This is a genomic window from Psychrobacter sp. NG25, assembly GCF_015234355.1.
Lineage (GTDB): Bacteria > Pseudomonadota > Gammaproteobacteria > Pseudomonadales > Moraxellaceae > Psychrobacter.
The window spans coordinates 383005-408888 of record NZ_JADGMV010000003.1 but is presented as its reverse complement, the minus strand read 5'-3'; the positions used below and the strand labels follow the sequence as shown (position 1 = coordinate 408888).

Genomic DNA, 25884 nt, shown 5'->3' with positions numbered 1-25884 from the left:
GACCTCCTTTTCTTTCATTCTTAATTATTACGCCAATACTATGCCATCTTCTACTATGACAACGACAATATCTAATTCTATTCAACTGGTTTATGCTGGTGGTACTTTTGGTAGCTATGGACGACCTCTAGCTCCTTTATCAGCAGATGTGTTTTTGCCAACGCTACAGGCCCTAATGCTTAATCATGATAGTTCAGCCAAGCTCCCTAATATCTTTTGGTTAGATAATTCATTGATTAAAGACAGTAGCCAACTCACCCCGAGTGACTTTATTCACTTTTATCAGCTGTTACTGACAGCTTATGCACATGGTGATAGACGCTTTGTGTTAATTACTGGTACGGACACCTTAAGCTACTTAGGGGCATTTTTGGCAGAAGCATTTGCAGGTAGCGATATTTGTGTCATCGTCACTGGCAGTATGCGGCCATTGTTAGACAGTGAAGTGCTGCAATCCTATACTATCGACACTCACAGTGATGCTTGGGACAACCTCAATCATTCGTTGAAACTGGCAGCGGCAGGTGAGTCAGGTGTCAAGATCAGTTTTGGTGGTGAGTCTTGGCCTGCACAAACGGTACAAAAGATTCATAGTCATGATTTGATGGCATTTACTGGTCACTCTCGAGCAGCATATCCGGCAAATAGCTATATTAAAAATCTACCAGATACTCGACGCCAGCATTGGCTTGATGATCAGCAATCCTTACTTGCCAGTATTCAAGCGCGTGCTGAATCTAGCAGCGTCCATGCCCTATATTGCTTGCCTAATGATACCGAAATCATCAATAATCAGCTGCAAGCACTCTTATCACAGCCACCCTCTGGTATTATTATATTGGGATTTGGGGCTGGTAATGTTCCTTATTCCGCAGCACTAGCAGAAACATTAGAGCTGCTTCATAAAAAAGGGCACATGGTAATATGTGCTAGTCAGTGCCCATTCGGTGGTGTGAGCGATAGCTACGCGGCGGGTAGTTGGCAATATGACCATCATGTCATTGCAGGTGGACGTCTCACCATTCCGGCAATTTATGCACGATTATTATGGCTGCTATTACGCTATGACACTCCAGCAAGACGCAAACAACGGTGGTTGAACAATGTCAGTCAGACTGGCACAAGCATCAAAAAGCGATAACCTACTCTTAATTCCCTTAACTTTATAAGTTTAAAAACCACCATGTCTGAAACTGAAATCATCGAGTCTGAACGTTCACCAATTTATACCTTAGCGATTGCCATTGAGTTTTTGGGCACACATTATCATGGTTGGCAGCGACAACGAGAAGTGATGGGTGTACAAGAAGCACTAGAAACGGCTATTAGTAAAGTTGCCAACGAATCAGTAGAAGTCATCGCAGCTGGGCGTACTGATGCAAGCGTCCATGCTAGTAATATGATTGCTCACTTTACAACTCATGCTTATCGCCCTACTCATAACTGGTTGCGCGGCGTGAACAGCTTGCTACCTGACGACATTGCTCTACGCTGGATTCAACCGATGCCTGCTGACTTCCATGCGCGCTTTGGCGCCATTGCCCGTCGTTACCGGTACATTACTCTCAACCAACCACAGCGCCCTGCGATACTCAATCATCAAGTCACTCATATCTATGAGCCGCTCGACTTAGCAGCAATGCAATTGGCGGCAGCCGATATCGTTGGTACTCACGATTTTAGTAGCTACCGTGCCGCAGCTTGTCAATCTAATCAGCCAGTGCGTACCATCAGCCATGCTAGACTTTTTGAACACGGTCAGTTTATTGTGTTTGATATTCAAGCGGATGGGTTCTTACATCATATGGTTCGTAATTTAATGGGTACTTTATATGCCATCGGTAGGCATGAGTTAGTGCCAAATGATTTTATGAATATTTTACATAAAAAAGACCGTACGATTGCACCACCGACGGCCACTGGTGATGGCTTGTACTTCATTAACGCTTATTACCCTGAACGTTTCCAGCAGATATTACCACAGGCACCTTTGACGCCTATTTGGCTAAATTTGCCTAACTAAATTAATGTGAGCTAGCATACATATCACTTACAGACTGTCAAGTCAAAACCCGGTTCCGTATTGCTTTAACTTGCTAACTTACGTATAATATGGGCTTATTTTTAATTGATTGATACAAATTATGGCAAAAGACGATATTATCGAATTTGAAGGCGAAGTCATTGATACCCTTCCAAATACTTTATTTAAAGTTCGTTTAGAAAACGGACATGAAATCATTGCGCACATCTCTGGTAAAATGCGTAAGCATTATATCCGCATCTTGACTGGTGATAAAGTTAAGGTCGAAATGACGCCTTACGACCTTTCTAAAGGTCGTATTACTTATCGTGGCAAAAACTAATTTCTTACCAACTAAAACGGTTATAAAAGCATTTATATAAACACAGCCAGCTGTCGAATGACACTTTTATCACTGGTATAAATGTTTGAGTAGTTTAACTGATAATAATAATGAAAATGCTAACCTACTCATTATTGCCTATCAATATTTTAGTTGTTTGACGTTTGTTTTTACCATAAAAATACCGCTCAATATCAGCGGTATTTTTTTGTCTGTTTTTTATGATTTAGCTTCTTTATTTTTAACTAAATTCGACCGTTGCGCCGTTCTTGATCACACCTAAGAGACTAAGTGCATCCCAGTTGGTTAAACGCACACAGCCAGCTGAAGCCTGACGACTGATACGATCAGGGTCTGGTGAACCATGAATGCCATAAGTTGGTTTACTCAGTCCAATCCATACCGAACCAACTGGATTATTAGGACCTGGTGGAATGATAGATTTACGGCCGTCATTGCCTGTATAGGTATAATTCGGTTCGTTCACCTTTACCTTTACTGTATGCGTACCTGTAGGCGACGGTGTCGCTGTACTACCCACTGTCGTCGGATAACTAGCGACTAATTTATTGTCTTCATCATAAGCATAGAGTGTTTCAGTGTCCTTGTCGGCGACCACTCGGCTAACAGGCTTGGTATTTGGGTTGCCAGGGTTATATACCGTAATAACTTCACCAGCAGTAAAGCTGGCATTAGGATTGAGAGATTTTAGATACCTCTCACTAATATGGAATTTTTCCGCGAGCGCTTCAGTGAGGCTTTCATAATACATTCCTTCCAGCTTGGATTTGGCAACAGAATCAGCAGGTATACTCGTAGTTTTGACGTTTACATCTGCATCAGTTAGCTGATAACTAACTAACACTGGTTGTGTCATAAGCTTTTCATTTTTAATCAGTGCTTGCCACGTTTCATTGTTCAACGTATCAGTTACGGTCAGGCCATTCGCATTTTGAAATGCCTGCATGGCTTTGCGGGTGTTTTTTCCCCAATATCCATCTACAGATCCTACCCCATTATGATGCCAATTCAATAAGGCTTGTAGTTTTGTTCCCATGTTACGATCTACGGCAGCATCTGCAGACCAATTGATAGCATTCACTTTTTTTGCAGTGTCTGATAGATTTTCAGTTGTGTATTTTATGGCAGGCAATAGCTTATTTAATGATGTCACAGCTTTGCTATCTCCTGTTAACTTTTGGCTTATCCCATTCGTCACTGGACTCACTTCTGTTGGAGCTGTAGCGCTATTATCTGCAATCATGCTATTAGTTGGTTCTGCTGCAATACTCTGTCCCATAAAAACGACTGTAGAGAGTCCAATCATTGCTATCGCTGTGCTTAATTTTTTTAATTGGTACATGTAACACTCCTGATTTTTGATAAAAATTTTGTTTTTTGTTTTCAGTTTTTATTATTAATACGCTATTATTTTTAGACTTTCGAAATTTTAATGGTTGTAAAGCTTTTTCTATTGATCTCCTTATAATGTGATAAATACGTCTATCCATTTATCATTCGTCAATATTGCCATATTCTTCTGTGAGCATATAACAGCTTTGTGTTAATGGCAGCCTTGCCTGACGGTAGCTGTGTTAAAACAAGTGCTTTTTTACGACTTGGTGAACTAGTATGTTACGGCTAGTAAAAATCTCAGACAAGCACGAAAAAACCCATAATCTGCTTAGCAAATTATGGGTTTGCAACTACAAAAATTTATGAGGGTTAAAATGATACAGTCTAAAAATTAGACGAAGAAAATTTCAAGCTACATCACAAAGGCATGGATTATACTAGCTTAGCCAATACTGCTTGACCCATTTCTATACAACCTACTTGTTTGAGTCCAGCTTCACTGCTATCTAAAATATCAAGCGTACGTAGACCATCATCAAGCACATCACTGACCGCTTGCTCAATGGCTTTAGCGGCCTCTTCTTGCTTAAAGGTATAACGCAGCATCATCGCAACAGACAAAATCGTCGCCAATGGGTTGGCTTTATCTTGTCCTGCAATATCAGGTGCTGAACCATGGCACGGCTCATACATGCCTTTACCTGCTACATCAAGGCTAGCTGATGGCAACATCCCGATAGAGCCTGTTAGCATCGCTGCTTCGTCAGATAAAATATCACCGAACATATTGCCCGTTACCATCACATCGAACTGCTTAGGATCTTTTATAAGTTGCATACAAGCATTGTCAGCATACATGTGCGATAACGCCACATCGCTATAGTCCGCTTGTTGCATCTGGGTCATCGTCTGCTTCCACAGCTCTGTGACTTCTAATACGTTTGCTTTGTCCACTGAGCAAACTTTCGGCGCTGTACCTGCTGCTTGCGCACGTGTTTTTGCCAATTCAAAAGCCACTTTACCGATACGTTGAATCTCATTCGTACTATACACCATGGTGTTATAGCCTTGCTGCTCGCCATTCTCTAATGTGCGAATACCACGCGGCTCACCAAAATAAATACCACCTGTTAGTTCGCGAACAATAAGCAAATCTAAACCTGAGATAATTTCAGGCTTGATACTAGATGCATTGGCAAGCTGTGGGTAAAGCTTTGCCACACGTAGATTAGCAAACAAACCAAGCTCACCACGAATCTTCAGTAGACCACGTTCAGGACGTTTGCTACGTTCAATACCATCCCATTTAGGGCCGCCAACAGCGCCTAGCAATACGGCATCTGCAGCACGTGCGCGCACCAAAGTCTCATCAGGTAAAGGCTCGCCAGTTGCGTCAATAGCCACGCCACCAATCAATCCAGACTCAAGTGTCAAACCTAATGTAAATTTATCGTTCACAGCATTAAGCACATCAATGGCTTGAGTCATGATTTCAGGGCCAATACCATCGCCTGCTAATGTTAAAATCGTTGCCATACTGATCCTTGGGGGTAAGTAAGTTTTATTTATAATATTGCTATAAACTAATGATATTTTTTAAAATGAACCACTCATGCGATGAGCTACGCAAAAATTGCGATATATCTTCTTGAATGATTATCCGCATCAATATTAAAAGACTAATGCACTGACTTTACTGACTGTTAAGCTTTCGCTTTTGACGGTGCAGGCATAGCATTAGTGAGACGCGTTTCTACAAACTCGCCTTGATGCTCACTACCAATTTCTTTACAGAAGCGGCGCTGTACAATATTTCCTTGATACAGATCGACACACAGAGGTTCTGGTGATGCAGTGTCTAACAAACTACCTGAGTTATCGCTAGATTTCTTTTGATAAGCTCGAAGCTGATAGGTATCCGCCTCTACAAAATCATGAATCATCGCAAAACGCTCAACGTAACCCAAGTTGTTTTCTGGATAAAAATTCACTTGTACTTCTCGTTTGGCTGGCTTTACCCGTGCATAATAATTGGTTAGACCGACGATACCTGATGCAGACAAAGGTACAATTTTTATCTCGTTTTTATGAGCTATCGGTGTCATGTCCATTTTCATAGTGACTTTTGCAGGTTTATTACTATTGTAATTTGTCCCACTGCCACTTTCTCCGTTATCACTCGCTGCTGTCATCGCAACGACCATCGCAGAGTTAATAGGCTCATGGGTATCAGTACCTATTACTGGCACTTTGTCTATTCGCGCAATTTCACAATGATAAGTGCCTATGCAAGCAATATTCACCTCACCAGCAACAGGTTGAATCTTACCTGCCCACGCTGTTGCGTTTTCTGCCTCATCTATTTTTTGATAGCCACTCATGAGCTGACAGCCTGACAACCACAAGCTGGCAGCAACAATTGTACTTGTCCATAAAACATAACGTTTTTTATTCATAATGACGGCTACTATTCATAAGTGAAATAATAAAATACTTTACAAAACCATACTTCATTTTAGCCAGTTCGCCGCCATAACTCAACGCTACATTACTGTTGTTCAGCAGTTTTATGGGCAATAACTATCAATTGATTGTCTAAGCTCGCACTTCGTTAAAGATCCAAGGCGTTTTTTGCTTCATTTGTTGCTCATACTCTTTGATAGCATCACTTTGCTGCAAGGTAAGGCCGATATCATCAAGACCATTTAGCAAGCAGTGTTTACGGAAATCATCCACTTCAAAAGCGTACTCTTCACCTGTTGGCGTAATAACGACCTGACGCTCAAGATCAGCCGTCAGCTCATAGCCTTCATTGGCAACGGTCGCTTTCATCAATGTATCGACGATGTCTTCCGCCAATACAATTGGAAGCATGCCGTTTTTAAAACAGTTGTTATAAAAAATATCGGCAAAGCTTGGTGCAATAACCGTACGAAAGCCATATTCTGAAAGCGCCCATGGTGCATGCTCACGGCTAGAGCCACAGCCAAAGTTTCTGCGTGCCAGCAAGATGTTAGCACCCTGATAACGTGGCTGATTGAGAATAAAGTCTGGGTTGATAATGCGTGTGCTATTGTCCTGACCTGGATAGCCTTCGTCGAGATAACGCCAATCATCAAATAAATTGACGCCAAACCCTGTGCGTTTAATAGATTTTAGAAACTGTTTTGCGATAATTTGATCGGTATCGACGTTTGCGCGATCTAAAGGACAAACGATACCTGTTTGGGTGTTATAAGCTTGCATAAAATTTCCTATCAATGATGTTTTTATTGATGTGTATCTGTCTTAGAATGTGCGCACATCTACAAAGTGACCGGCCAATGCTGCTGCTGCTGCCATCGCTGGGCTAACCAAATGCGTACGACCACCATTACCCTGACGACCCTCAAAATTCCGATTAGACGTAGAGGCACAATGCTCTTGTGGCTCAAGCTTATCAGCATTCATAGCTAAGCACATAGAACAGCCAGGCTCGCGCCATTCAAATCCAGCATCCGTAAACAAGGTATTCAAACCTTCTGCTTCCGCTTGCAACTTCACTTGACCAGAACCAGCAACGACAATAGCTTCTTTGATATTGTTAGCCACCTTACGACCTTTGATCACCGCTGCTGCATCACGCAAATCTTCGATACGTGAGTTGGTGCATGACCCAATAAAGATACGATCTAGTTGAATATCGGTAATTTTTTGACCCGCTTCTAGACCCATATAGGTATAGGCACGTAACCAACCTTCTTCTTGTGCTTCATCCACAGCTTGGTCAGGTGTTGGTACTGACTGAGTGATGTCAACGACCATTTCAGGTGACGTACCCCATGACACTTGCGGCGCTATTTGGCTACCATCAATCTCGACCACGCTGTCAAATACTGCATCATCATCTGAATACAATGTGCGCCAATATTCTTCAGCTTGTTGCCATTGTGATTCCGTTGGTGCATAAGGACGACCTTTCACATAATCAATAGTGATGTCATCGACCGCAACCATACCCACGCGCGCACCCGCTTCAATAGCCATGTTACAGACGGTCATACGACCTTCCATACTCATCTCTTCAAATACTTGCCCAGCAAATTCAATTGCGTAGCCTGTGCCACCCGCTGTACCAATTTTTGCGATGATGGCCAATACAACATCTTTCGAGGTCACGCCAGCACCTAGCTGACCGGTCACACGAATTTGCATATTTTTTGATTTCTTTTGAATCAGGCATTGAGTGGCCAATACATGCTCCACTTCAGACGTACCGATACCATGCGCCAAGCAGCCGAGTGCACCATGGGTCGCTGTATGCGAATCACCACAAACGACTGTCATACCTGGCAATACAAGACCTTGCTCAGGACCAACAACATGCAAAATTCCTTGACGAGCATCGTTGATCGTAAATTCAGCGATATCAAATTTGGTGCAATTATCATCCAATGTGACCACTTGCAAGCGTGATACCTTGTCTTTGATACCAGATACACCTTCTAGGCGCTCTTTAGACACTGTGGGTACGTTGTGATCGGGACTCGCGATATTAGCAGACAAACGCCATGGCGCTCGATTGGCCAATTCCAAACCTTCAAATGCTTGTGGACTTGTCACTTCATGCAGTAGATGACGATCGATATAAATGAGGCTCGAACCATCATCACGTTTAGTGACTTCGTGAGCGTTCCAAAGTTTGTCATATAACGTTTGACTGGCCATGTTGCTATCCTTTATTGGTTGCTAGCTACTTAATTACTCGATGGCTTACACCATAATAAACGAGGATTCTATTTAAACTTTATGTATAACGGCTTGCTGCTATTTTCTTATCAATGTCTATTGGCTCAAAACTGAGACTTTTTAAACAAAACTTTCATCAAAACAGATCTATCAGAACATCTCTACTCTATAAATAAAAAATAATAATTTTCTATGTTTTTATATTTATTGCTGCAATTGAGGCTCAAAACAAGTTTTATAGCGTCATTTATCAAGTTAATCTAATAAATATGTCACAATACGTCCTGATGTCTTGTGATTATAGCAGGCTAATCCTATAATAATAATTGATGATTTTTAACCAGACGCAAACTTTTATTTCTAATACATTGTGATTAGGCCAGCCAACTTTTATTTATAGCTCGATAAGTAGCTAAGGACATCCGCTTGAACACCACAAACCTAACAACATTCGTCACTGTTATGCACACAGGCAGTATTTCAGGCGCGGCTGAAAAGCTGTTTATCACTCAGCCTGCTGTCAGTAAACGCATTAAAAATCTAGAAGATGAATTTAATATTACGTTGTTTGACACAGTAGGACGCGGGATTGTACCGACACAAGCAGCCAATGAGATGCTACCACATGCCAAACGTTGGTTAGAAGATTACGAAAATTTCAAAATTAACTTACAACACTCTCAACATATTGTATCTGGAAAACTGGTCATCGGTACCAGTCATCACATAGGCTTACATCATCTAGCGCCTGTGCTTAAACACTTTATTCAAGCTTATCCTGCCGTACAATTAGAAGTGCATTTTGTCGATTCAGAAAAAGCACACAAGGCCGTGTTAGATGGTGATTTATCGTTGGCTTTCGTCACGCTGCCACCTGTTTATGATAAGCGTTTGACCTATCACACGCTATGGTCAGATCCTCTCTACTTTATGACAGGTACTCTATCGCCTTTAGCGACCAAGTCTAATGTCACTTTAGAGCAATTGGCCCGTTATCCTGCTATTTTGCCATCTGCCAATACCTTTACCAGTCAGATTACCTTAGCTGAATTCGCCAAGCATAACCTCAAACCTTATGCCACGATGAGCACTAATCCACTTGAGTCTATTCGTATGCTCGTTTCTGTTGGACTTGGTTGGTCAGTGTTGCCACAGACCATGATCAGTCAAGATTTGGAACGTATCGATATGGCTGATAACGTTGAGCTACAGCGTCATTTGGGTGTTGTAATCAATCCAAAACTAACACAATCTAGTAGTGTGACAGCATTGTTAGACTTGCTTGCTCCTATCGAATAAAAACTGCTCTCTAAAGATAAATTTCTATAGTTACAATTGGGACAATTTATTGGGGCAAAAAAGCATGCTATTCGCATTTGCGTCAGTCATACGTTATAATACACTCGGCATTGTCTACATAACAAAAACTTACCATATGAACACTGATAGTCATATATTGAAGACTTCTAGTAAGATATGATGGTTAGTAGTAGGTTTGATGGTTTTAAATGATTGGTTATACAGGCGGCTTATATTGATATATAACGAGCAAATGCGAGCAATTAAGACAGATAGAAAGAGTGTAATATTTCTATTGCTCTCAAATGACTGCTTAACTAGTATTAGCCCTAAAACAGCATCAATCATATAAAACTAACAACAGATATTAAATAAAAGCCATTATGTCCTACTTAATGGCTTTTTTTGTCTTTAGATATTGTTTTGGACATCGTCTTGTAACACTTAATATTTATAGTTAAAAATAATTACAGCCAACATGGTTGGTTAAGGATCATTTATATGAACGGAGTTTCTAGTGGCGTGCTGATATCACTCGGCGCCTATTTCTTAGTGATGATTGGGATTGGTATTTACGCTTACTTTAAGCAAGCCAATGATACTGAAGGCTATATGCTGGGTGGTCGTAATTTAGGACCAGCAGTTACTGCATTGTCAGCAGGTGCATCAGATATGTCAGGTTGGTTATTACTTGGCCTACCTGGTTATATGTTCGCCGATGGTGTGGTCAGTATTTGGATTGCCCTGGGTTTGACACTTGGTGCATTCTTGAACTATCTCATCGTAGCACCCCGCCTTCGAGTTTATACCGAAGTAGCTGATAACGCTATTACCCTACCCGATTACTTCGCTAACCGCTTCGAAGATAAATCACATATGCTACGGGTTATTTCAGCCGTGGTTATCATCTTGTTTTTCACTGTTTACACCGCAGCCAGCTTAGTAGGTGGTGGTAAACTATTCGAAAGCTCACTCAACCTTTCTTACAGCACAGGCCTATGGGTCACTGCAGGCGTGGTTGTCGCATACACCTTGTTTGGTGGTTTCTTAGCTGTATCCATGACTGACTTTGTGCAGGGCGTTATCATGCTTTTTGCCATGGTTATCGTACCAGTTGTTGCTTTCACAGACTTAGGTGGTATTTCTGCCACCACAACAGCTGTTAGAAACATCGACCCTAGTTTGCTAGACATTACTAGTGGTATGACAGTTATTGGTATCATTTCTCTGATGGCATGGGGCTTAGGCTATTTTGGTCAGCCACATATTATTGTTCGTTTTATGGCGATTCGTTCAGTGAAAGACGTTCCTACTGCGCGTAATATCGGTATGAGCTGGATGGTAGTTAGTCTTGTAGGTTCATTAATGACTGGTTTTGCTGGTCGCGCTTATGTACAAAAAACTGCGATGACACTAGACGATCCTGAAACTATCTTTTTAGTATTCACTCAGTTTTTATTCCATCCACTGGTATCAGGTTTCTTATTAGCCGCTATTTTGGCCGCTATTATGAGTACGATTTCTTCACAGCTATTGGTGGTATCAAGCTCACTAACCAAAGATGTGTACAAATTGTTCTTTGATCAAGATGCACCAGAAGCTCGCCAAGTATTGGTTGGACGTATTTCTGTAGTCGCTGTTGCTTTAGTATCAATCTTACTTGCCTCTAATCCTGAAAGCTCTGTACTAAGCCTTGTATCTAACGCATGGGCTGGATTTGGTGCAGCATTTGGACCATTGGTTATATTTAGCTTGATATGGCGTGGTATGAACCGCAACGGTGCGGTTGCTGGTATGGTCATTGGTGCTTTGACCGTCATTCTATGGATATATGGTCCATTCGAGATGAATGGTATGGCATTGAATAGCTGGTTATATGCTATCGTTCCAGGCTTTGTATTAAGTACGATCGCAATCTTTGCTGTTAGTATCATGACTGGTGGTCCAAGACCTTCAGTATCTGCTAAGTTCGAAGAGATGGAGCTGAACCTAAACAAGTAACTTTGTTTAGCACTTTTAGCTTACTACAATAAAAAAACCTCGCCAACAATGGCGAGGTTTTTTTATTAACTGCAATTAATAAAAAAGTGAAAAGTAACTAAAACCTAAATCAACTGACTTCGAGCTTGTCGCTTAGTACCTACCATATATTGGCAATGCCAAATTACTACAACGACAGTATTAACATCTCTATCTTCTTTATGAGAGGCTAAAAGCAGTGAATAACTGATCTTGCAGACTATCATGTAAAGATTCCATCAATAGCTCACTATAGTATCCAATCTGAGTGATACACTTCTCAGATAACCCCACATAGTATACAAGCTAAAACTCTATAGCTTACCTTAAACCCCCTCTATAGCTTCAGTCTACCTAACCACAGTAATTTATCACTTATCTTATATTTACTCATAACGGTTGCAGCAATCAGCATTTTTTCACTGAACAGCATGTCCTATTATTCGTTATCAAATTCTTTATAAGAAAGTTCATATAAAAAACGCCATAAAAAAACGACCCTTTAGATGGTCGCTTTTTTTACTACACAACAGTTATCAGTTAATACTATTTTGCTTGATAGGAAACTTTTAGACCCGCGATGAAACCATCATTGTCTTGGAAGTCACCAACGAGTTTATCACTAGGTAACTGTCCTTTTGCATCACCGAACCACAGATATTTACCACCAGCTGATACGGCCCAGTTCTCAGTTAAATTGTATTTAGCGCCAAGACCAACGCTATAGTAACCTTCAACAGGGCCTAGTGAGGTCGTTGGGTCACCAGCGCCACTGTCCCAACCAACCGTACCACTAATTGCTAGTGCTGGTGCTACACGCTTCGCCAGGCCAAGCTCCACTACCCACTGATCATCAGTATACTCAACCAAGTTTAGACCATCAGGGCCATAACTTATTTTACTAGTATCATTATAAAGTGGTGGTGTAATGACGAAATCGCTCCACGGTACCCAACGTACTTTTGCCGTCGCTAGTGTCGTAGGATTGATACCAGTTTGAAAATCAAAGTTTACTGATTTAGGTGTAGTAATCTCATAGTTACTGGCTCTATTTGATAATGCCGTAGCCTGTTCTACAGTTGCTCCTGCTGCTACGGCTCTGATAGCTACTAACGGGTAACTCTCAGCGATATCTACATTGTGTTCAATCTCAGAACGGTACGTCAACGCCGCTTTTAGTGCAATTTCAGGCTTACTATAGGCAATACCTGCGATGTAACCATAATCCATATCAGGATTACTGGTTGAGGTGTAACCACTAGCAGGGCCGTAAGCCAGTCCACGTAGTTTGGTTTCTGCTTGAATACGCTGTGCCACTGGGCCGCCATAAATTTGGAAGTTTTTGTTAGCGCCAAACTTCATGCCAAGCATACCTGTTAGGCTTTGGCTACGAACTTCTACATTAGTATTTTCACCAGCAGTACTTGCTTCAGCTTGTGCTACTGCCACTGCTCCACGCAACCCATCTAATTGAGCTTGCTGTGCTGCGGTTAAAACACCAGCTGTTTCCCCTGCAGCCAGTGCACCGATTCCAGCTTGGGCTGCTGCAAGACTCGGAGCTGCGCCATCAGTGATAGAAGAAATGGAAGCATCCAAATCCCCTTGCGATACGAAGTTACTTTGAGTGTATTCAGCAGCCGCACCAAAAGGTTCATCGTATAAGACACCAACACTGAAAGTGTCATTGATGTCAGCTTTTACACCATAGCGGAAAAAGTCATAAGCTTCAGCAATATCACCAGTCTTGTCGCCACGTTCATAAGCATTTTGAGAAGGGTTAGTATTAGCACTGTCGTAACCACTCACATCAGCATCTATGTAGGTATAAACGGCTTCAGCATAGGTGCCATCTTGGAAAAAGGCGGTGACATCTTGACCTGAACGATCGAGACCAGCTGCATTTGTGACGCTGGCTATAGAAAGAGTAGCAATCGCTACTGCGAGGGTTTTCAAATGAAAGTGATTGCGCATTGTGTATCTCCAACGGTCCTTGTTGTATTACTACTTTAACAATCAATATGTAGCATTGCTGCGCTTAACATTGAGGTTATCAAAGTCGTGTCCTAAGTTGAATACTAATGCCTTTTTGACACTAAAACAACAATTAAAGTGCTTTATTTCCCAATTATGACTGGACAGTACAAATAGCATATAAATATAATACTGGTATATGTTTTTGAGATATGATTATTATTTAAACCATTGTTAGGGTTACTTAGATATAGCAGCTAGACAAGAATTTGATTGTAGTAAGGCATCTATAGGCTGTGCTTATTTTCTTCAAAAATAGTAATGCACGCACAAAAAAACGACCCATTATGAGTCGTTTTTTTTGCTGCTAAATTATACATTCAACAATATGAGGGACGTATGCCTTATAGCGCTTGGTAAGAAACCTTTACACCAAGTACAAAACCGTCGTTGTTTTCAAAGTTAGCAACAGTGTCACCAGTTGGTACCTGACCATCAGCATCACCAAGCCACAGGTATTTACCACCAGCTGAGATTGCCCAGTTTTCAGTGACGTTATACTTAGCACCTAAACCAGCACTATAGTAGCCTTCAGTAGGCCCTAATGAAGTCACAGGGTTGCCAGCACCACTATCCCAACCTACCGTACCACTGACAGCTAGTGCTGGCGCTAGGCGCTTCGCTAGACCTAGCTCGACTACCCATTGATCTTCATCGTAGCTGACTAATGGTAAACCATCTGGACCATAACTAAGTTGGCTCACGCCATTATATAGTGACGGTACGATAGCAAAATCACTCCATGGTACCCAGCGTACTTTGGCAGTCGCTAAAGTCGTTGGGTTAATACCCGTTTGGAAATCAAAGTTGACTGACTCAGGGGTAGTAATGTCGATACTACTACTTCTACTTGATGAAAGACCTAGTGCTGATATAGCAGAAGCTGGTATCAAACCACTATCAACGACAGGATAAATTTCAGCAGCATTAGCTGTATGCTTGATTTCTGAGCGATAGGTCAATGCTGCTTTTAATGCAATTTCAGGTTTGCTGTATGCAACACCAGCAATATAGCCATATTCTTGATCTGTACTAATATGCGTCGTATAACCATTAGCAGCACTATAAGCTGCACCGCGCAGCTTTACATCAGCTTGTACACGTTGAGCGACTGGGCCACCATATACTTGGAAGTTCTTGTTTTCACCAAATTTAGCACCAACAATAGCAGTAATGCTTTCGGTACGTACTTCTACGTTTGTACCTTCACCGCTTGCATCTACAAAGTTGTTTTCCCCACTATAGTCAGCCGCTGCACCAAAAGGCTCGTCATATAAGATACCAACACTAAAAGTATCATTGACGTCTGCTTTTACGCCATAACGAAAGAAATCATAAGATTCTGCAATATCACCAATTTTATTACCTGAGACGTCATTGCCTGTCACATCAGCATCGATATAAGTATAGACGGCTTCAGCATAAGTGCCATCTTGTAAAAATGCGGTGACATCCTGACCTGAGCGATCAAGACCAGCAGCACTAGCAATGCTAGTAATAGAAAGTGCAGCAACAGCTACTGTAAGAGTTTTTAAATGAAAGGTGTTGCGCATTATATGTCTCCAAACGTCCGCATTGTTTTACTGCTTTACCCATTTTTGACGAGTAAGTAGTATCCGAGATGGAGAATAGTAATGATTTTCGAACATTAAAACAACTATAAGAATACATTATTTCTTCATTATGACCAGATAGTCATAATATAGTGCCTTTATATAAATACGTGAATATAATTTTATTAGCGGTTCAATATTTATATATATCAATAATGAGGTGGTCTGTCTGCCATCACATCAAATGGTGCAATGCCAGTTTCTGTATCTTGACTATCCACTTGCTTATAAAGCAGCTGCAACTGTCGTTGTAGTGTCTGAATATCTTTATCTTGCCGTGCAATCACCGCATCGAGTCTCTCTACTGTCATCTCAAGATGCGCCATGCTCATTTGCAGGTCCATAATTTGTTGCGTTTGTAATTCAGCATGCACAGTTGAGTCATCGGTTTGAGCATCCTTTTGAGCATCGTTTTCAACATTGTCTTGAGTGTTAGATTGATTCATGTCTTTCTCTGAGTTATTGTAAATATAAAGCTAGTAGAATTGGTTAAATAAGCAAATGAGTAACCGATATATTACCGCTATTAAAAAATAAGACTTTTAAAACAGGTGCGTGTAAATAGTGTGTATAAAACTATTTACACGCACTACAGTCACGTAGTGGCATGTTATACTGCTAGCAATTCTGCAACAACCTCTACCTCACTATTATATAAGCTTAAGATATTCTATGGCACTGATACATTTAAAAGATATTCACCTTGCATTTGGCGTCGCCCCTGTACTTGATGGCATTGATTTTGCTATCGAAGCAGGCGAGCGCGTCTGTCTGATTGGCCGTAATGGCGAAGGCAAATCCACTTTATTTAAATTGATTAGCGGCACATTACAACCTGATAGTGGCGAAGTCATTATCAATAGTAGCGTACGTGTTGCGATGCTAGAACAAGACGTTCCTGAAACCAGTGGACGTATTTTAGATATCGTTATGGGTGGCAGCCGCCGCACGGCCGATCTGCTTATCAACTATAACGCCCAAACTGACTTATGTGCGAATGGCGATATGGATGCCTGCGAGCGTATGGCTGATTTGCAACATGATATCGATGCCGTACATGGCTGGGATCTAGAGCGCGAAGCAACCCGCCTTATCAAAACCATGGGGCTCAACCCAGACGATGATTTGTCTTCATTATCAGGTGGCCGTAAGCGCCGTGTACTACTAGCACGCTCGTTGGTAACCAAACCTGATGTACTGCTTCTCGATGAACCAACCAACCATTTGGATGTTGATAGTATTGAATGGTTAGAGCGCTTTTTATTAGACTGGCAAGGTCTGACACTGTTATTCGTCACGCATGATAGAGCATTCGTTAATAAACTATCGACTCGCATCATTGAGCTTGATCGTGGTCAATTGACCAGCTATGACGTCACTCAAGGCGAAGGTGGCTACGCACGCTATCAAGAGCTAAAAGAGCTACAGTTATTGGCTGAAGAAAAGAATAACGCTAACTTTGATAAAAAACTGGCACAAGAAGAAGTTTGGATTCGTCAAGGTATTAAAGCCCGTCGTACCCGTAATGAAGGCCGTGTCCGTGAGCTAAAAGCCTTACGTGAAGAGCGTAGCGATCGCCGTGAGCAAGTTGGTAATGTAAACATTACGATGGGTCAAGGCGAGAAAAGCGGTAAGCTCGTCTGTAAAGTTAAAAACTTACATCTTGAGTATGACGGCAATGTATTGGTTGAAAACTTTACGACGACTATCATGCGCGGCGATAAAATCGGTATTGTTGGACCTAACGGTGCTGGTAAAACCACCCTTATCAAAGCCCTACTCGATATGTCTGATGACGAAGTCACAAAATCTGGTAGTGTTGAATTAGGGACCAACCTAAAAATCGCTTTCTTCGACCAGCTACGTGATCAGTTAGATCTTGAAGCCAGTGTGGCGCAAAACGTCTCAGAAGGCTCGGATTTTGTAGAAGTGGGTGGTCGTAAGACACACATCATGAGCTATTTACAAGACTTCTTGTTTGCCCCAGAGCGTGCACGTACGCCCGTTAAGGCCTTGTCTGGTGGTGAGCGTAACCGCGTCCTACTTGCCAAGCAATTATTGAAACCTGCCAACATTCTGGTACTTGATGAGCCGACCAATGATTTGGATATGGCAACCCTTGAGCTACTAGAAGAGTCAGTCGCCAGCTTTGGTGGTACGATTTTGCTCATCAGTCATGATCGTTCATTCATGGACAACGTCGTTACCTCAACATGGGTCTTCGGCGAAGATGAAGATGGCAAAGGTACTGTCAGCGAGTATGTCGGTGGCTATCAAGAATATCTAGTACAGAAAAACCGTGCGCAAGCCGCACAAGCAGCCAGATCAAACAATAATGGTGCTGCAAACAGTAAGCCTGCTAATAAGTCAGCACAAGCGGTTGCTGCCAAGCCTACTAAAGCAGCTAAAAAGCTCAACTATAATGATCAGCGTGAACTAGACAATTTGCCAAAAGAAATTGCGGCATTAGAAGCTGAACAAAATCAGCTACAGGAAAAGCTGGCAGATGGCTCTTGGTTCAATAGCGACTTCGATGCGGCGACTGCTGCTAGTGAGCGTCTCTTGACTATCGAAGACGAGATGATGAACAAGCTTGAACGCTGGAGTACGCTAGAGGGTTAAGTATTCGTTTTAAGTTCTTTGATAAGTGTTCATTTGATGAGCATTTATAGTGATAAATCGTTAGATATTACAAAATAATCACCACTTGATTGTACAAAGTGGTGATTATTCGTTTATAGCGACTTACAAAGCAGTTAGATAGTGAAAGTTACCTTAATTTCAAGTATCATTCGCTATTGCTAAATATCCTTATTAATTATAAGGTCATCCGCATTTATAATCCTTGCTAGAAAACAGAGTCCAGATAGTGATAAACCTTCTGCTTTACTTGGGTTATCACTTTCAACCTTATAATATATCCTATTAAGGTTGCTTTATTTTTAACGCAATAATTTATTTTATCACCGAAATAGCTTAGAATAGCAACAATTAGCAAAATTAGGCATAGCCAAAGTGGCTTGATATTATATATTTTATAAGTCACAAACCCAGTGTGGGATAATCCCATTTCATTCACCTGGAGGAAGTATTAATGAGCCAAGCCGAAGGCGTTAATGTACAACGCCGTAGAGTTCTTATTGCCTCAACTGCCGCGATTGGTGCAGTTGGAGTCGCTGCTGTGGCAACACCTTTTGTCCGTTCTTGGTATCCAAGCGCTAAAGCTGAGGCTGCAGGGGCTGCAGTGACCCAAGACATTGGTTCTATCGAAGCAGGACAGATGATTGTTGTCAAATACCGTGGTAAACCTATCTATGTGGTTAAACGTACCGAAGAAATGATTGCAGGACTAGAGTCAGTCAAGCCATTATTGTCTGATCCTGAGTCTGCAGCATCGTTACAGCCTGAATATTGCAAAAATCCTACTCGCTCTTTAGAACCAACTGTGTTGGTCGTCGAAGGCGTTTGTACGCATCTAGGCTGTGCACCGAACTATCGTCCTGATGTTGGTGCAGCTGATTTGGGTGGTAATGACTGGTATGGTGGGTTTTTCTGCCCATGTCACGGGTCTAAATATGACTTAGCCGGTCGCGTCTTTAGTGGCGTTCCAGCACCGCTTAATTTACCTATTCCAGAGTACAACGTGGATGGTACCATCTTGACGGTTGGGGAGGCTTAATATGAGTATGGGTAAAAAGTTAATGCATTGGGTGGACGCTCGCTTCCCAGCGACCGAAACCTATGAATACCATATGTCAAAGTACTATGCACCAAAAAACTTTAACTTTTGGTACTTCTTTGGCGTATTGTCAATGATTGTACTGGTTAACCAATTGGTGACTGGTATTTGGCTGACGATGATGTATAACCCAAGTGCCGAAGGGGCGTTTGCATCTGTTGAATATATCATGCGTGATGTAAAAGGCGGTTGGCTCATTCGTTATATGCACTCGACTGGCGCATCAGCGTTCTTCGTCGTGGTATATTTGCATATGTTCCGCGCATTACTATATGGTTCATACCAAAAACCGCGTGAGCTTATTTGGCTCATCGGTATGGGTATCTACCTAGCGCTAATGGCAGAAGGCTTCTTTGGTTATCTATTACCTTGGGGTAACATGTCATTCTGGGGTGCACAGGTTATTTTGAACCTTCCTGCTGCCCTACCTGTGATCGGCGATGGTCTTGCTGAATGGGTACGTGGTGATTATATTATCTCTGGCATTACGCTAAACCGTTTCTTTGCTCTACACGTTGTTGCTATTCCATTAGTACTGGTAGGCTTAGTATTTATGCATTTGGTGGCACTGCATCACGTGGGTTCGAACAACCCTGATGGCATTGACATTAAAAAGCTAAAAGATAAAAATGGTGTGCCATTAGACGGTATCGAATTCCATCCGTACTACACTGTGCATGACATGGTTGGTATTGTTGTGTTCTTCATCTGCTTCTTTGCAGTGGTATTCTTCTTCCCAGAAGGCGGCGGTTTCTTCCTTGAGCCACCAAACTTTGAGACAGCGAACTCACTGAAAACACCAGCACATATTGCACCAGTATGGTACTACACGCCGTTCTACGCTATTTTACGTGCAGTTCCTGATAAGCTAGGTGGTGTGGTCGCGATGGGTGCTGCAATTGCCGTACTATTCTTGATACCATGGTTGGATAGATCACCAGTACGTTCTATACGCTATAAAGGCATATTGTCTAAGATTGCTTTAACAGTATTCGCTATTAGCTTTGTCGTACTAGGCTACTTGGGTGCAACACCAACGACCCCAACAGCAACTTTAATGGCTCGTATATTTACGGTCTTGTATTTCTTATTCTTCTTATTGATGCCGTTCTACACTGCTATTGAGAAGTGTAAACAGCCACCAGAACGCGTTACCGGAGGTCACTAATGAACACGCTAATTAAATCCCTAGCTGGTCTAGGCTTGGGCGCGGCATTAACCTTGACTGCTGGTACCGCAATGGCCGAAGGTAGTGGCTGTGGTACGTTCACTAATGCCGATGGCGTTGATGAACATCTGGCTTGTAGTACAGCTCCTATTGATTTTACCAATAAGGGCTCACTACAAAACGGTGCTAAAATCTTTATGAACTACTGTGCTGGGTGTCACTCAGCAGAGTATGTTCGTCACTCTCGTATTGCTCAAGATTTAGAGATACCGCCTGAGCTTGTTGAAAAGTATCTAATGGTAACGACTGATCAAATCGGTGACCATATCGATGCTGAAATCGATTCTGACGTTCAAGCATCTTGGTTTGGCGCAGCGCCTCCGGATTTGTCACTTGAAACCAGACTACGCGGCGATGACTGGGTCTATACTTACTTGCTATCATTTTATGAAGATCCAAATCGTCCTTGGGGCGCTAATAACTTAGTGCTAGCCAATGCTGCAATGCCTCATGTTTTGCATAATATGCAAGAAAAACTGAGCCAAGAAGAATTTGAATCTGAGGTTGGTGATTTGGTTAACTTTATGGCATGGATGGGCGAACCTGCTCGTCATGACCGTCAAGTGATTGGTTTCTTTGTAATTCTATTCTTATTGGTACTACTCATCCCAGTTTACTTATTGAACAAAGAATTCTGGAAAGATGTAAAATAAGATAGTAGTAGAAACATAAGAGACAAGCACAATATTAGGCACTACTTCGGTAGTGCCTTTTTCTGTTCTGATAAACCATCAAATAATAGAGCTATCGCCAAAGAAGTAGACAAATAAAGCGCTCACAAGCAATGTTTACGTACGTTGCCTTGATAATCAGGGTAACTTTGTTTACGATGATAGTCTTTACTATTAACATTAGGCTTTCATGATTGATGCGAACGACATTCCAAGTAGTCAGCTGATTTTATACGCTGATGACGGCTACGACAGTCATGTGGTACGCCTATTACTTGAAGAAAAAAAGCTCGCTTACTATTTATCACGTTTACACTCTGAGCGTCCTGAAGATTTGACTGAGCTGAACCCCTATCATACTTTGCCTGTCCTACAGCAGCGTGAGATTGCGCTCTATGAGATCAATGTTATCTTTGAATATCTCGAAGAACGTTATCACACAAACAAGCTATTACCTGATACCCCACAAGAGCGTGCACAGTTCAGACAGTTAGCGTGGCGTATTCAGCGTGATTGGCTCTCACTTGGTAAGCGCCTACTCGTACACCCAGATAGCTTTAATAAAGCACAAGCAGCAATTGCTAAAAAGCAGCTGAGTGACTCGCTGATTACCTTGTCGCCTTTGTTTGCTCATAAGCCTTATTTTATGGCAGATGAGTTTGGCTGGTGTGACATATTATTAGCACCGTTATTGTGGCGACTTGAAGAGATGAATATAGAACTGCCTCGTGCCATTAGTCGCCCATTGTTTGATTATCAAAAGCGTGTCTTTGAACGCGATAGCTTTCAAAAAAGTGTGCGTTGATTAGACAGCTGGTTTAGAATAAAAAACTATTAGAATAGAAACTGAGCAACATTTATTTAGGTTTTTTCAATGAATAAGCTACTCCAAGAAGTATCTGTTCACTATTAAAAATAATTCGTATAGGAAATCATCAAATGAGCGAAACTACCTCTATTACCCCAACACGTCCCTATATGGTGCGCGCGCTATATCAGTGGATAGAAGACAATGCCCTGACCCCGTATCTAATGGTCGATGCCACTGCTGAAGAAGTACAGATTCCAAGAGAGCATGTGCAAGATGGTCGTATCGTGCTCAATATTGCTAGCCGTGCAACTGGTAATATGAGTATGGGAAACGACTATATTAACTTCAGTGCCCGCTTCGGTGGTGTATCACAAGAAATTTGGGTGCCATTGACTGCCGTATTGGGTATCTATGCGAAAGAGAACTCACAAGGCATGTTCTTTGATCCTAACGAATATGATAATTATGTACCTGAAGAAGACTCAGACGTTACTGTTAAGAAAAGTCCCACTGCTGCACCTAAGCCAAAACGTGATAACAGAGCCGGCTTAAAAGTCTTAAAGTAGTCGATTTTTCTGTATAAAAAAGGCCAGTCATATAAAATATGACTGGCCTTTTTTTGTACTACGTATCGCCTAAGACCTAATCTAGGTTCTTGGTAATGTCACACCGCGTTGACCTTGGTATTTACCACCACGATCCTTATAACTGGTCTCACAAACGTCATCAGCATCACTTTGGAAAAACAGCATTTGTGCCACACCTTCTCCGGCATAGATACGTGCTGGTAGATTGGTAGTATTACTAAACTCTAAAGTGACGTGCCCTTCCCACTCAGGCTCAAGCGGCGTTACGTTGACAATAATACCGCAACGCGCATACGTTGATTTACCTAGGCAAATAGTCAATACGTCACGTGGAATACGGAAGTACTCCATGGTACGAGCCAATGCAAATGAGTTTGGCGGAATGATACATTCGTCACCAACGATATCAATAAAACTTTTTTCATCGAAGTTTTTAGGATCTACTACGACTGAATGTACGTTGGTGAATACCTTAAACTCAGGGGCACAGCGCACGTCATAGCCATAGCTTGATGTACCATAGCTAACCAAACGCTCGCCAGCATCGTTAAAGCGTACTTGACCCGCTTCAAATGGCTCAATCATGCCATGCTCTTCGGCCATTTTACGAATCCAGCGATCAGATTTGATAGACATTGTTATTCCTTAGCAAATATTTAATAGCGACGATTATACGGAATTGATGACTCAATTTATAGGGTAGCGATGACTTTAAAATCCACCACTCCATTAGATTGATAAATCAAATTGATGATTAGACAACTCTCAACACCTTCATTCCATACATGCCAAATGTTAGGCGTTGAGATTGAGACATCTACACTGAATAACTATCAGAAAATTCGCTTGTCATCGACAGGCTTTGCAAATTTATTAATATTGGTTTCAATGTTTTTAGCAATGCTCAAATAGTATGGCGCAAACTCATCATCAGCCAATACACTTGGTTCGCCTTTATCCACTTGTGCACGAATACCGCTGGCTAAAGGCAACTGCCCTAATAATGGCACATGATATTGTTCAGCAATTTTTTCACCGCCACCCGTACCAAAAATAGCTTCGGTATGGTTACAGTTGCTACAGGTATGCAGTGCCATGTTTTCAACCACACCAAGCACAGGGATGTTGGTTTTGTTAAACATCTCGATACCTTTTTGTGCATCCAGTAGCGCAACATGCTGCGGTGTCGTCACAATCACAGCTCCGGTGACTGGAATACGCTGTGCCAATGTCAGTTGTATATCGCCAGTACCGGGCGGCATATCAATGACCAAATAATCTAGCTGTGGCCAGTTGGTTTGATTATAAAGCTGCATCAAAGCACCGGTCGCTTTAGGTCCACGCCACGCGACAGGTGTGTTGTCGCCATCGAGTAAGCTACCAATAGACAGCATCGCAATGCCATGTGCATCAACAGGTACGAATTGCTCGTTTTCTAGTTGTGGTTTTACATCGGCGACGCCCAACATCGTAGGCATACTAGGACCATAAATATCAGCATCAAGCACACCAACACGATTGCCAAGCTTTTGTAATGCCAATGCGATATTGACTGTCGTTGTAGACTTACCAACGCCGCCCTTGCCTGATGCTACTACGATAATATGACGAATACGTGGATGTGCCGCAAGCGATGCTTGTGTCGGTGCTGCTTTAGTAATCGGTGGCTCAGCATCGGTATTGTTAGCACTGCTATCAACGTTCGATGATGGTTTAGATTGAGATGCCATCGCGTCAGTCGTTTTTGGCATTTTCTTTGGTAAGCTTGAACCAGCACCTTTCGCTGGTGCAGGCAGACGCACATTCATATGAATCGTCGTAATACCATGCGGATGCAGCAGCTGACCAAGCTCTTGCTGAATAGTTTCAGGCTTACTCTCTGGTGGCAGACGCAAATCTAACGTGAGTTGATCACCGTCGCGACTGAGACCCGTTACCATCGTCGCAATACTGACCATACCAACTTCATAACCAAGCAATACCTTGTCCACGGCACTATCTCGAGCCGCCCGCTGCTCTGGTGTTTCTGGTTTATTAGTGGGAGTTTTCTTCATAAAGTTAAACATAGCGACCATTACTGCCTATACAAGTGGGTTGGTATGCTAAAACAGCTCGTTCAATACCATAGTAGATATGATAAACCATATAGTCGGTTCAATATAATTTGAATACAAGGAAGGCGAGTGAAAGTGCTACAAGTAGTAGACTAAGCGAGCCTAACACCGTATCCAATTTATAGAGGATTGACTATATAATATATGAGCGTTTAGCCAGACCTTTTATCGTGATAGTGTAGCTGAATTACAAGCATAAAAAAACCACAACGCCAGTAGGACTGAGCTTTGCTACATATGTTTTACGATAGGCTATATTTGCTAACAGCTATTCCTTAGATTAGCTCAATTATTAGTCAAAAAATAGACAGGAATAAGCAATAAAAAAGAGCCAATTTAATTGGCTCTCATGTGCATAAAACAAGATGCTAATCTGACGAGAATCTAAAAGAAATCGAGTGTCTATTTCATCAAATGAATAGTTACTAATTTCTTAGTTCATAAACCAACCATGGCTGGCCACGATAGATTGTCCAGTGAATACATTGGTTGGGAAAGCCGCTAAAAATAGCGCCAATTGCGCAATGTCTTCTACTGTCGTAAATTCTTTATCTACCGTGTTAACTAGCATGATATCGTTAATGACAGACTCTTCACTGATACCTTTTTCAGCCGCTTGCTCTGGAATTTGTTTTTCTACCAAAGGTGTTTTGACAAACCCTGGACAAATTACATGCGAACGTACCTTATGCTCTGCACCTTCTTTGGCCAATACACGACACAAACCTAACAGTCCGTGCTTGGCGGTCACATAAGGGGCTTTATATAATGAGGCCTCATGCGAATGAGCAGAGCCCATATAAATGACCGTGCCGCCTTTATCGCCTTTATACATGTGCTTAATCGCTGCTTTAGTCGTCAAAAATGCACCATCCAAGTGGATGTTTAGCATTTTCTTCCAATCGCTGAAGGCCATTTTATCAATAGGGTCAATGATCTGAATACCAGCATTGGAGACGAGAATATCAATACCGCCAAAGATATCTACTAGTTGCTGCACACCGTCGTTTACTGCATCTTCTGACGTCACATCCATGGCAATCGCCAGAGCACGCCCACCAGCGGCTTCAATCGCATCAACGGTTTTCTGTGCCGCTTCTAGATTAATATCTGCAATACCAACTGCTGCTCCTGCTTTTGCATAGGTCTCAGCGATGTCACGTCCGATACCACTTGCAGAGCCAGTGACTAATGCTACTTTGCCTGTCAAATCTTGTTGTAATTGAGTCGCCATACATATTCCTTATAATGGTCTAAAATATTATTTGAATTTTATAAAAATAGAACTGAATGAATACGCCACTATAATTATAGTGGCGTAT

The 25884-nt window shown here is 41.9% G+C and carries 22 protein-coding genes; 11 read left to right on the top strand and 11 right to left on the bottom strand.

Annotation, left to right across the window (positions count from 1 at the left end; all coding sequences use genetic code 11):
* Window positions 1-40 precede the first annotated feature (40 nt).
* From IPZ60_RS07010 to infA, 3 genes are all read left to right on the top strand, one after another.
* Window positions 41-1141, top strand: a complete 1101-nt coding sequence (locus tag IPZ60_RS07010; RefSeq protein WP_265087446.1) for an asparaginase — start codon at window positions 41-43, stop codon at window positions 1139-1141.
* 42 nt (window positions 1142-1183) lie between these two features.
* Window positions 1184-2023 carry a tRNA pseudouridine(38-40) synthase TruA gene (truA, locus tag IPZ60_RS07005; RefSeq protein ID WP_194197114.1) on the top strand — a complete coding sequence of 280 codons (840 nt, stop codon included), beginning with the start codon at window positions 1184-1186 and terminating at the stop codon, window positions 2021-2023.
* Between the two features lie 121 nt (window positions 2024-2144).
* Complete coding sequence (gene infA / locus IPZ60_RS07000; protein WP_021814850.1) at window positions 2145-2366, top strand: translation initiation factor IF-1; 222 nt, start codon at window positions 2145-2147, stop codon at window positions 2364-2366.
* A gap of 241 nt (window positions 2367-2607) precedes the next feature.
* Here the strand turns inward: infA and IPZ60_RS06995 are convergent, their stop codons facing one another.
* The 5 genes from IPZ60_RS06995 to leuC all read right to left on the bottom strand — a co-directional run bounded on the left by IPZ60_RS06995 (window position 2608) and on the right by leuC (window position 8429).
* Window positions 2608-3729, bottom strand: a complete 1122-nt coding sequence (locus IPZ60_RS06995; RefSeq protein ID WP_194197113.1) for a L,D-transpeptidase family protein — start codon at window positions 3727-3729, stop codon at window positions 2608-2610.
* A gap of 425 nt (window positions 3730-4154) precedes the next feature.
* Entirely contained in the window at window positions 4155-5258 is a 1104-nt protein-coding gene (gene leuB, locus IPZ60_RS06990) for a 3-isopropylmalate dehydrogenase (RefSeq protein ID WP_194197112.1), read from the bottom strand.
* A 167-nt stretch (window positions 5259-5425) separates the two neighbouring features.
* Window positions 5426-6178 carry a hypothetical protein gene (locus tag IPZ60_RS06985; RefSeq protein ID WP_194197111.1) on the bottom strand — a complete coding sequence of 251 codons (753 nt, stop codon included), beginning with the start codon at window positions 6176-6178 and terminating at the stop codon, window positions 5426-5428.
* A gap of 139 nt (window positions 6179-6317) precedes the next feature.
* Window positions 6318-6968 carry a 3-isopropylmalate dehydratase small subunit gene (gene leuD, locus IPZ60_RS06980; RefSeq protein ID WP_194197110.1) on the bottom strand — a complete coding sequence of 217 codons (651 nt, stop codon included), beginning with the start codon at window positions 6966-6968 and terminating at the stop codon, window positions 6318-6320.
* A gap of 42 nt (window positions 6969-7010) precedes the next feature.
* The gene (gene leuC / locus IPZ60_RS06975; protein ID WP_194197109.1) at window positions 7011-8429 is read right to left on the bottom strand and encodes a 3-isopropylmalate dehydratase large subunit; all 1419 of its coding nucleotides are present in this window, start codon (window positions 8427-8429) and stop codon (window positions 7011-7013) included.
* A 447-nt stretch (window positions 8430-8876) separates the two neighbouring features.
* Here leuC and IPZ60_RS06970 point away from each other — a divergent pair, with 447 nt between their 5' ends.
* The gene (locus IPZ60_RS06970) at window positions 8877-9749 is read left to right on the top strand and encodes a LysR family transcriptional regulator (protein ID WP_110922529.1); all 873 of its coding nucleotides are present in this window, start codon (window positions 8877-8879) and stop codon (window positions 9747-9749) included.
* 501 nt (window positions 9750-10250) lie between these two features.
* Window positions 10251-11750: a sodium/proline symporter PutP gene (gene putP, locus IPZ60_RS06965; RefSeq protein WP_194197108.1), complete on the top strand. Its 1500-nt coding sequence runs from the start codon at window positions 10251-10253 to the stop codon at window positions 11748-11750.
* 564 nt (window positions 11751-12314) lie between these two features.
* On the opposite strand, the gene IPZ60_RS06960 is transcribed toward putP, so the two are convergent.
* From IPZ60_RS06960 to IPZ60_RS06950, 3 genes are all read right to left on the bottom strand, one after another.
* On the bottom strand, window positions 12315-13739 hold the full coding sequence (locus IPZ60_RS06960) for an outer membrane protein transport protein (protein ID WP_194197107.1): 1425 nt from the start codon (window positions 13737-13739) through the stop codon (window positions 12315-12317).
* A gap of 404 nt (window positions 13740-14143) precedes the next feature.
* Window positions 14144-15352 carry an OmpP1/FadL family transporter gene (locus tag IPZ60_RS06955; RefSeq protein WP_194197106.1) on the bottom strand — a complete coding sequence of 403 codons (1209 nt, stop codon included), beginning with the start codon at window positions 15350-15352 and terminating at the stop codon, window positions 14144-14146.
* 209 nt (window positions 15353-15561) lie between these two features.
* Complete coding sequence (locus IPZ60_RS06950) at window positions 15562-15858, bottom strand: SlyX family protein (RefSeq protein WP_194197105.1); 297 nt, start codon at window positions 15856-15858, stop codon at window positions 15562-15564.
* A 226-nt stretch (window positions 15859-16084) separates the two neighbouring features.
* Between IPZ60_RS06950 and IPZ60_RS06945 the strand changes: the two genes are divergently transcribed.
* The 6 genes from IPZ60_RS06945 to IPZ60_RS06920 all read left to right on the top strand — a co-directional run bounded on the left by IPZ60_RS06945 (window position 16085) and on the right by IPZ60_RS06920 (window position 22427).
* The gene (locus tag IPZ60_RS06945; RefSeq protein ID WP_194197104.1) at window positions 16085-18034 is read left to right on the top strand and encodes an ATP-binding cassette domain-containing protein; all 1950 of its coding nucleotides are present in this window, start codon (window positions 16085-16087) and stop codon (window positions 18032-18034) included.
* 472 nt (window positions 18035-18506) lie between these two features.
* Entirely contained in the window at window positions 18507-19091 is a 585-nt protein-coding gene (gene petA, locus IPZ60_RS06940; protein ID WP_194197103.1) for a ubiquinol-cytochrome c reductase iron-sulfur subunit, read from the top strand.
* A gap of 7 nt (window positions 19092-19098) precedes the next feature.
* The gene (locus IPZ60_RS06935; RefSeq protein ID WP_370463022.1) at window positions 19099-20319 is read left to right on the top strand and encodes a cytochrome bc complex cytochrome b subunit; all 1221 of its coding nucleotides are present in this window, start codon (window positions 19099-19101) and stop codon (window positions 20317-20319) included.
* Window positions 20319-21032 carry a cytochrome c1 gene (locus tag IPZ60_RS06930; protein ID WP_194197102.1) on the top strand — a complete coding sequence of 238 codons (714 nt, stop codon included), beginning with the start codon at window positions 20319-20321 and terminating at the stop codon, window positions 21030-21032. Before IPZ60_RS06935 ends, IPZ60_RS06930 begins: the two co-directional genes overlap by 1 nt.
* Before the next feature lie 208 nt (window positions 21033-21240).
* On the top strand, window positions 21241-21855 hold the full coding sequence (locus IPZ60_RS06925; RefSeq protein WP_194197101.1) for a glutathione S-transferase N-terminal domain-containing protein: 615 nt from the start codon (window positions 21241-21243) through the stop codon (window positions 21853-21855).
* A 134-nt stretch (window positions 21856-21989) separates the two neighbouring features.
* A complete protein-coding gene (locus IPZ60_RS06920; protein ID WP_194197100.1) occupies window positions 21990-22427 on the top strand; it encodes a ClpXP protease specificity-enhancing factor in 438 nt (145 codons plus the stop codon).
* A gap of 81 nt (window positions 22428-22508) precedes the next feature.
* On the opposite strand, the gene dcd is transcribed toward IPZ60_RS06920, so the two are convergent.
* From dcd to IPZ60_RS06905, 3 genes are all read right to left on the bottom strand, one after another.
* Window positions 22509-23084: a dCTP deaminase gene (dcd, locus tag IPZ60_RS06915; RefSeq protein ID WP_010199897.1), complete on the bottom strand. Its 576-nt coding sequence runs from the start codon at window positions 23082-23084 to the stop codon at window positions 22509-22511.
* 197 nt (window positions 23085-23281) lie between these two features.
* Window positions 23282-24514, bottom strand: a complete 1233-nt coding sequence (gene apbC, locus IPZ60_RS06910; protein WP_194197099.1) for an iron-sulfur cluster carrier protein ApbC — start codon at window positions 24512-24514, stop codon at window positions 23282-23284.
* A 481-nt stretch (window positions 24515-24995) separates the two neighbouring features.
* On the bottom strand, window positions 24996-25796 hold the full coding sequence (locus tag IPZ60_RS06905) for a 3-hydroxybutyrate dehydrogenase (protein WP_194197098.1): 801 nt from the start codon (window positions 25794-25796) through the stop codon (window positions 24996-24998).
* Window positions 25797-25884: the final 88 nt, after the last annotated feature.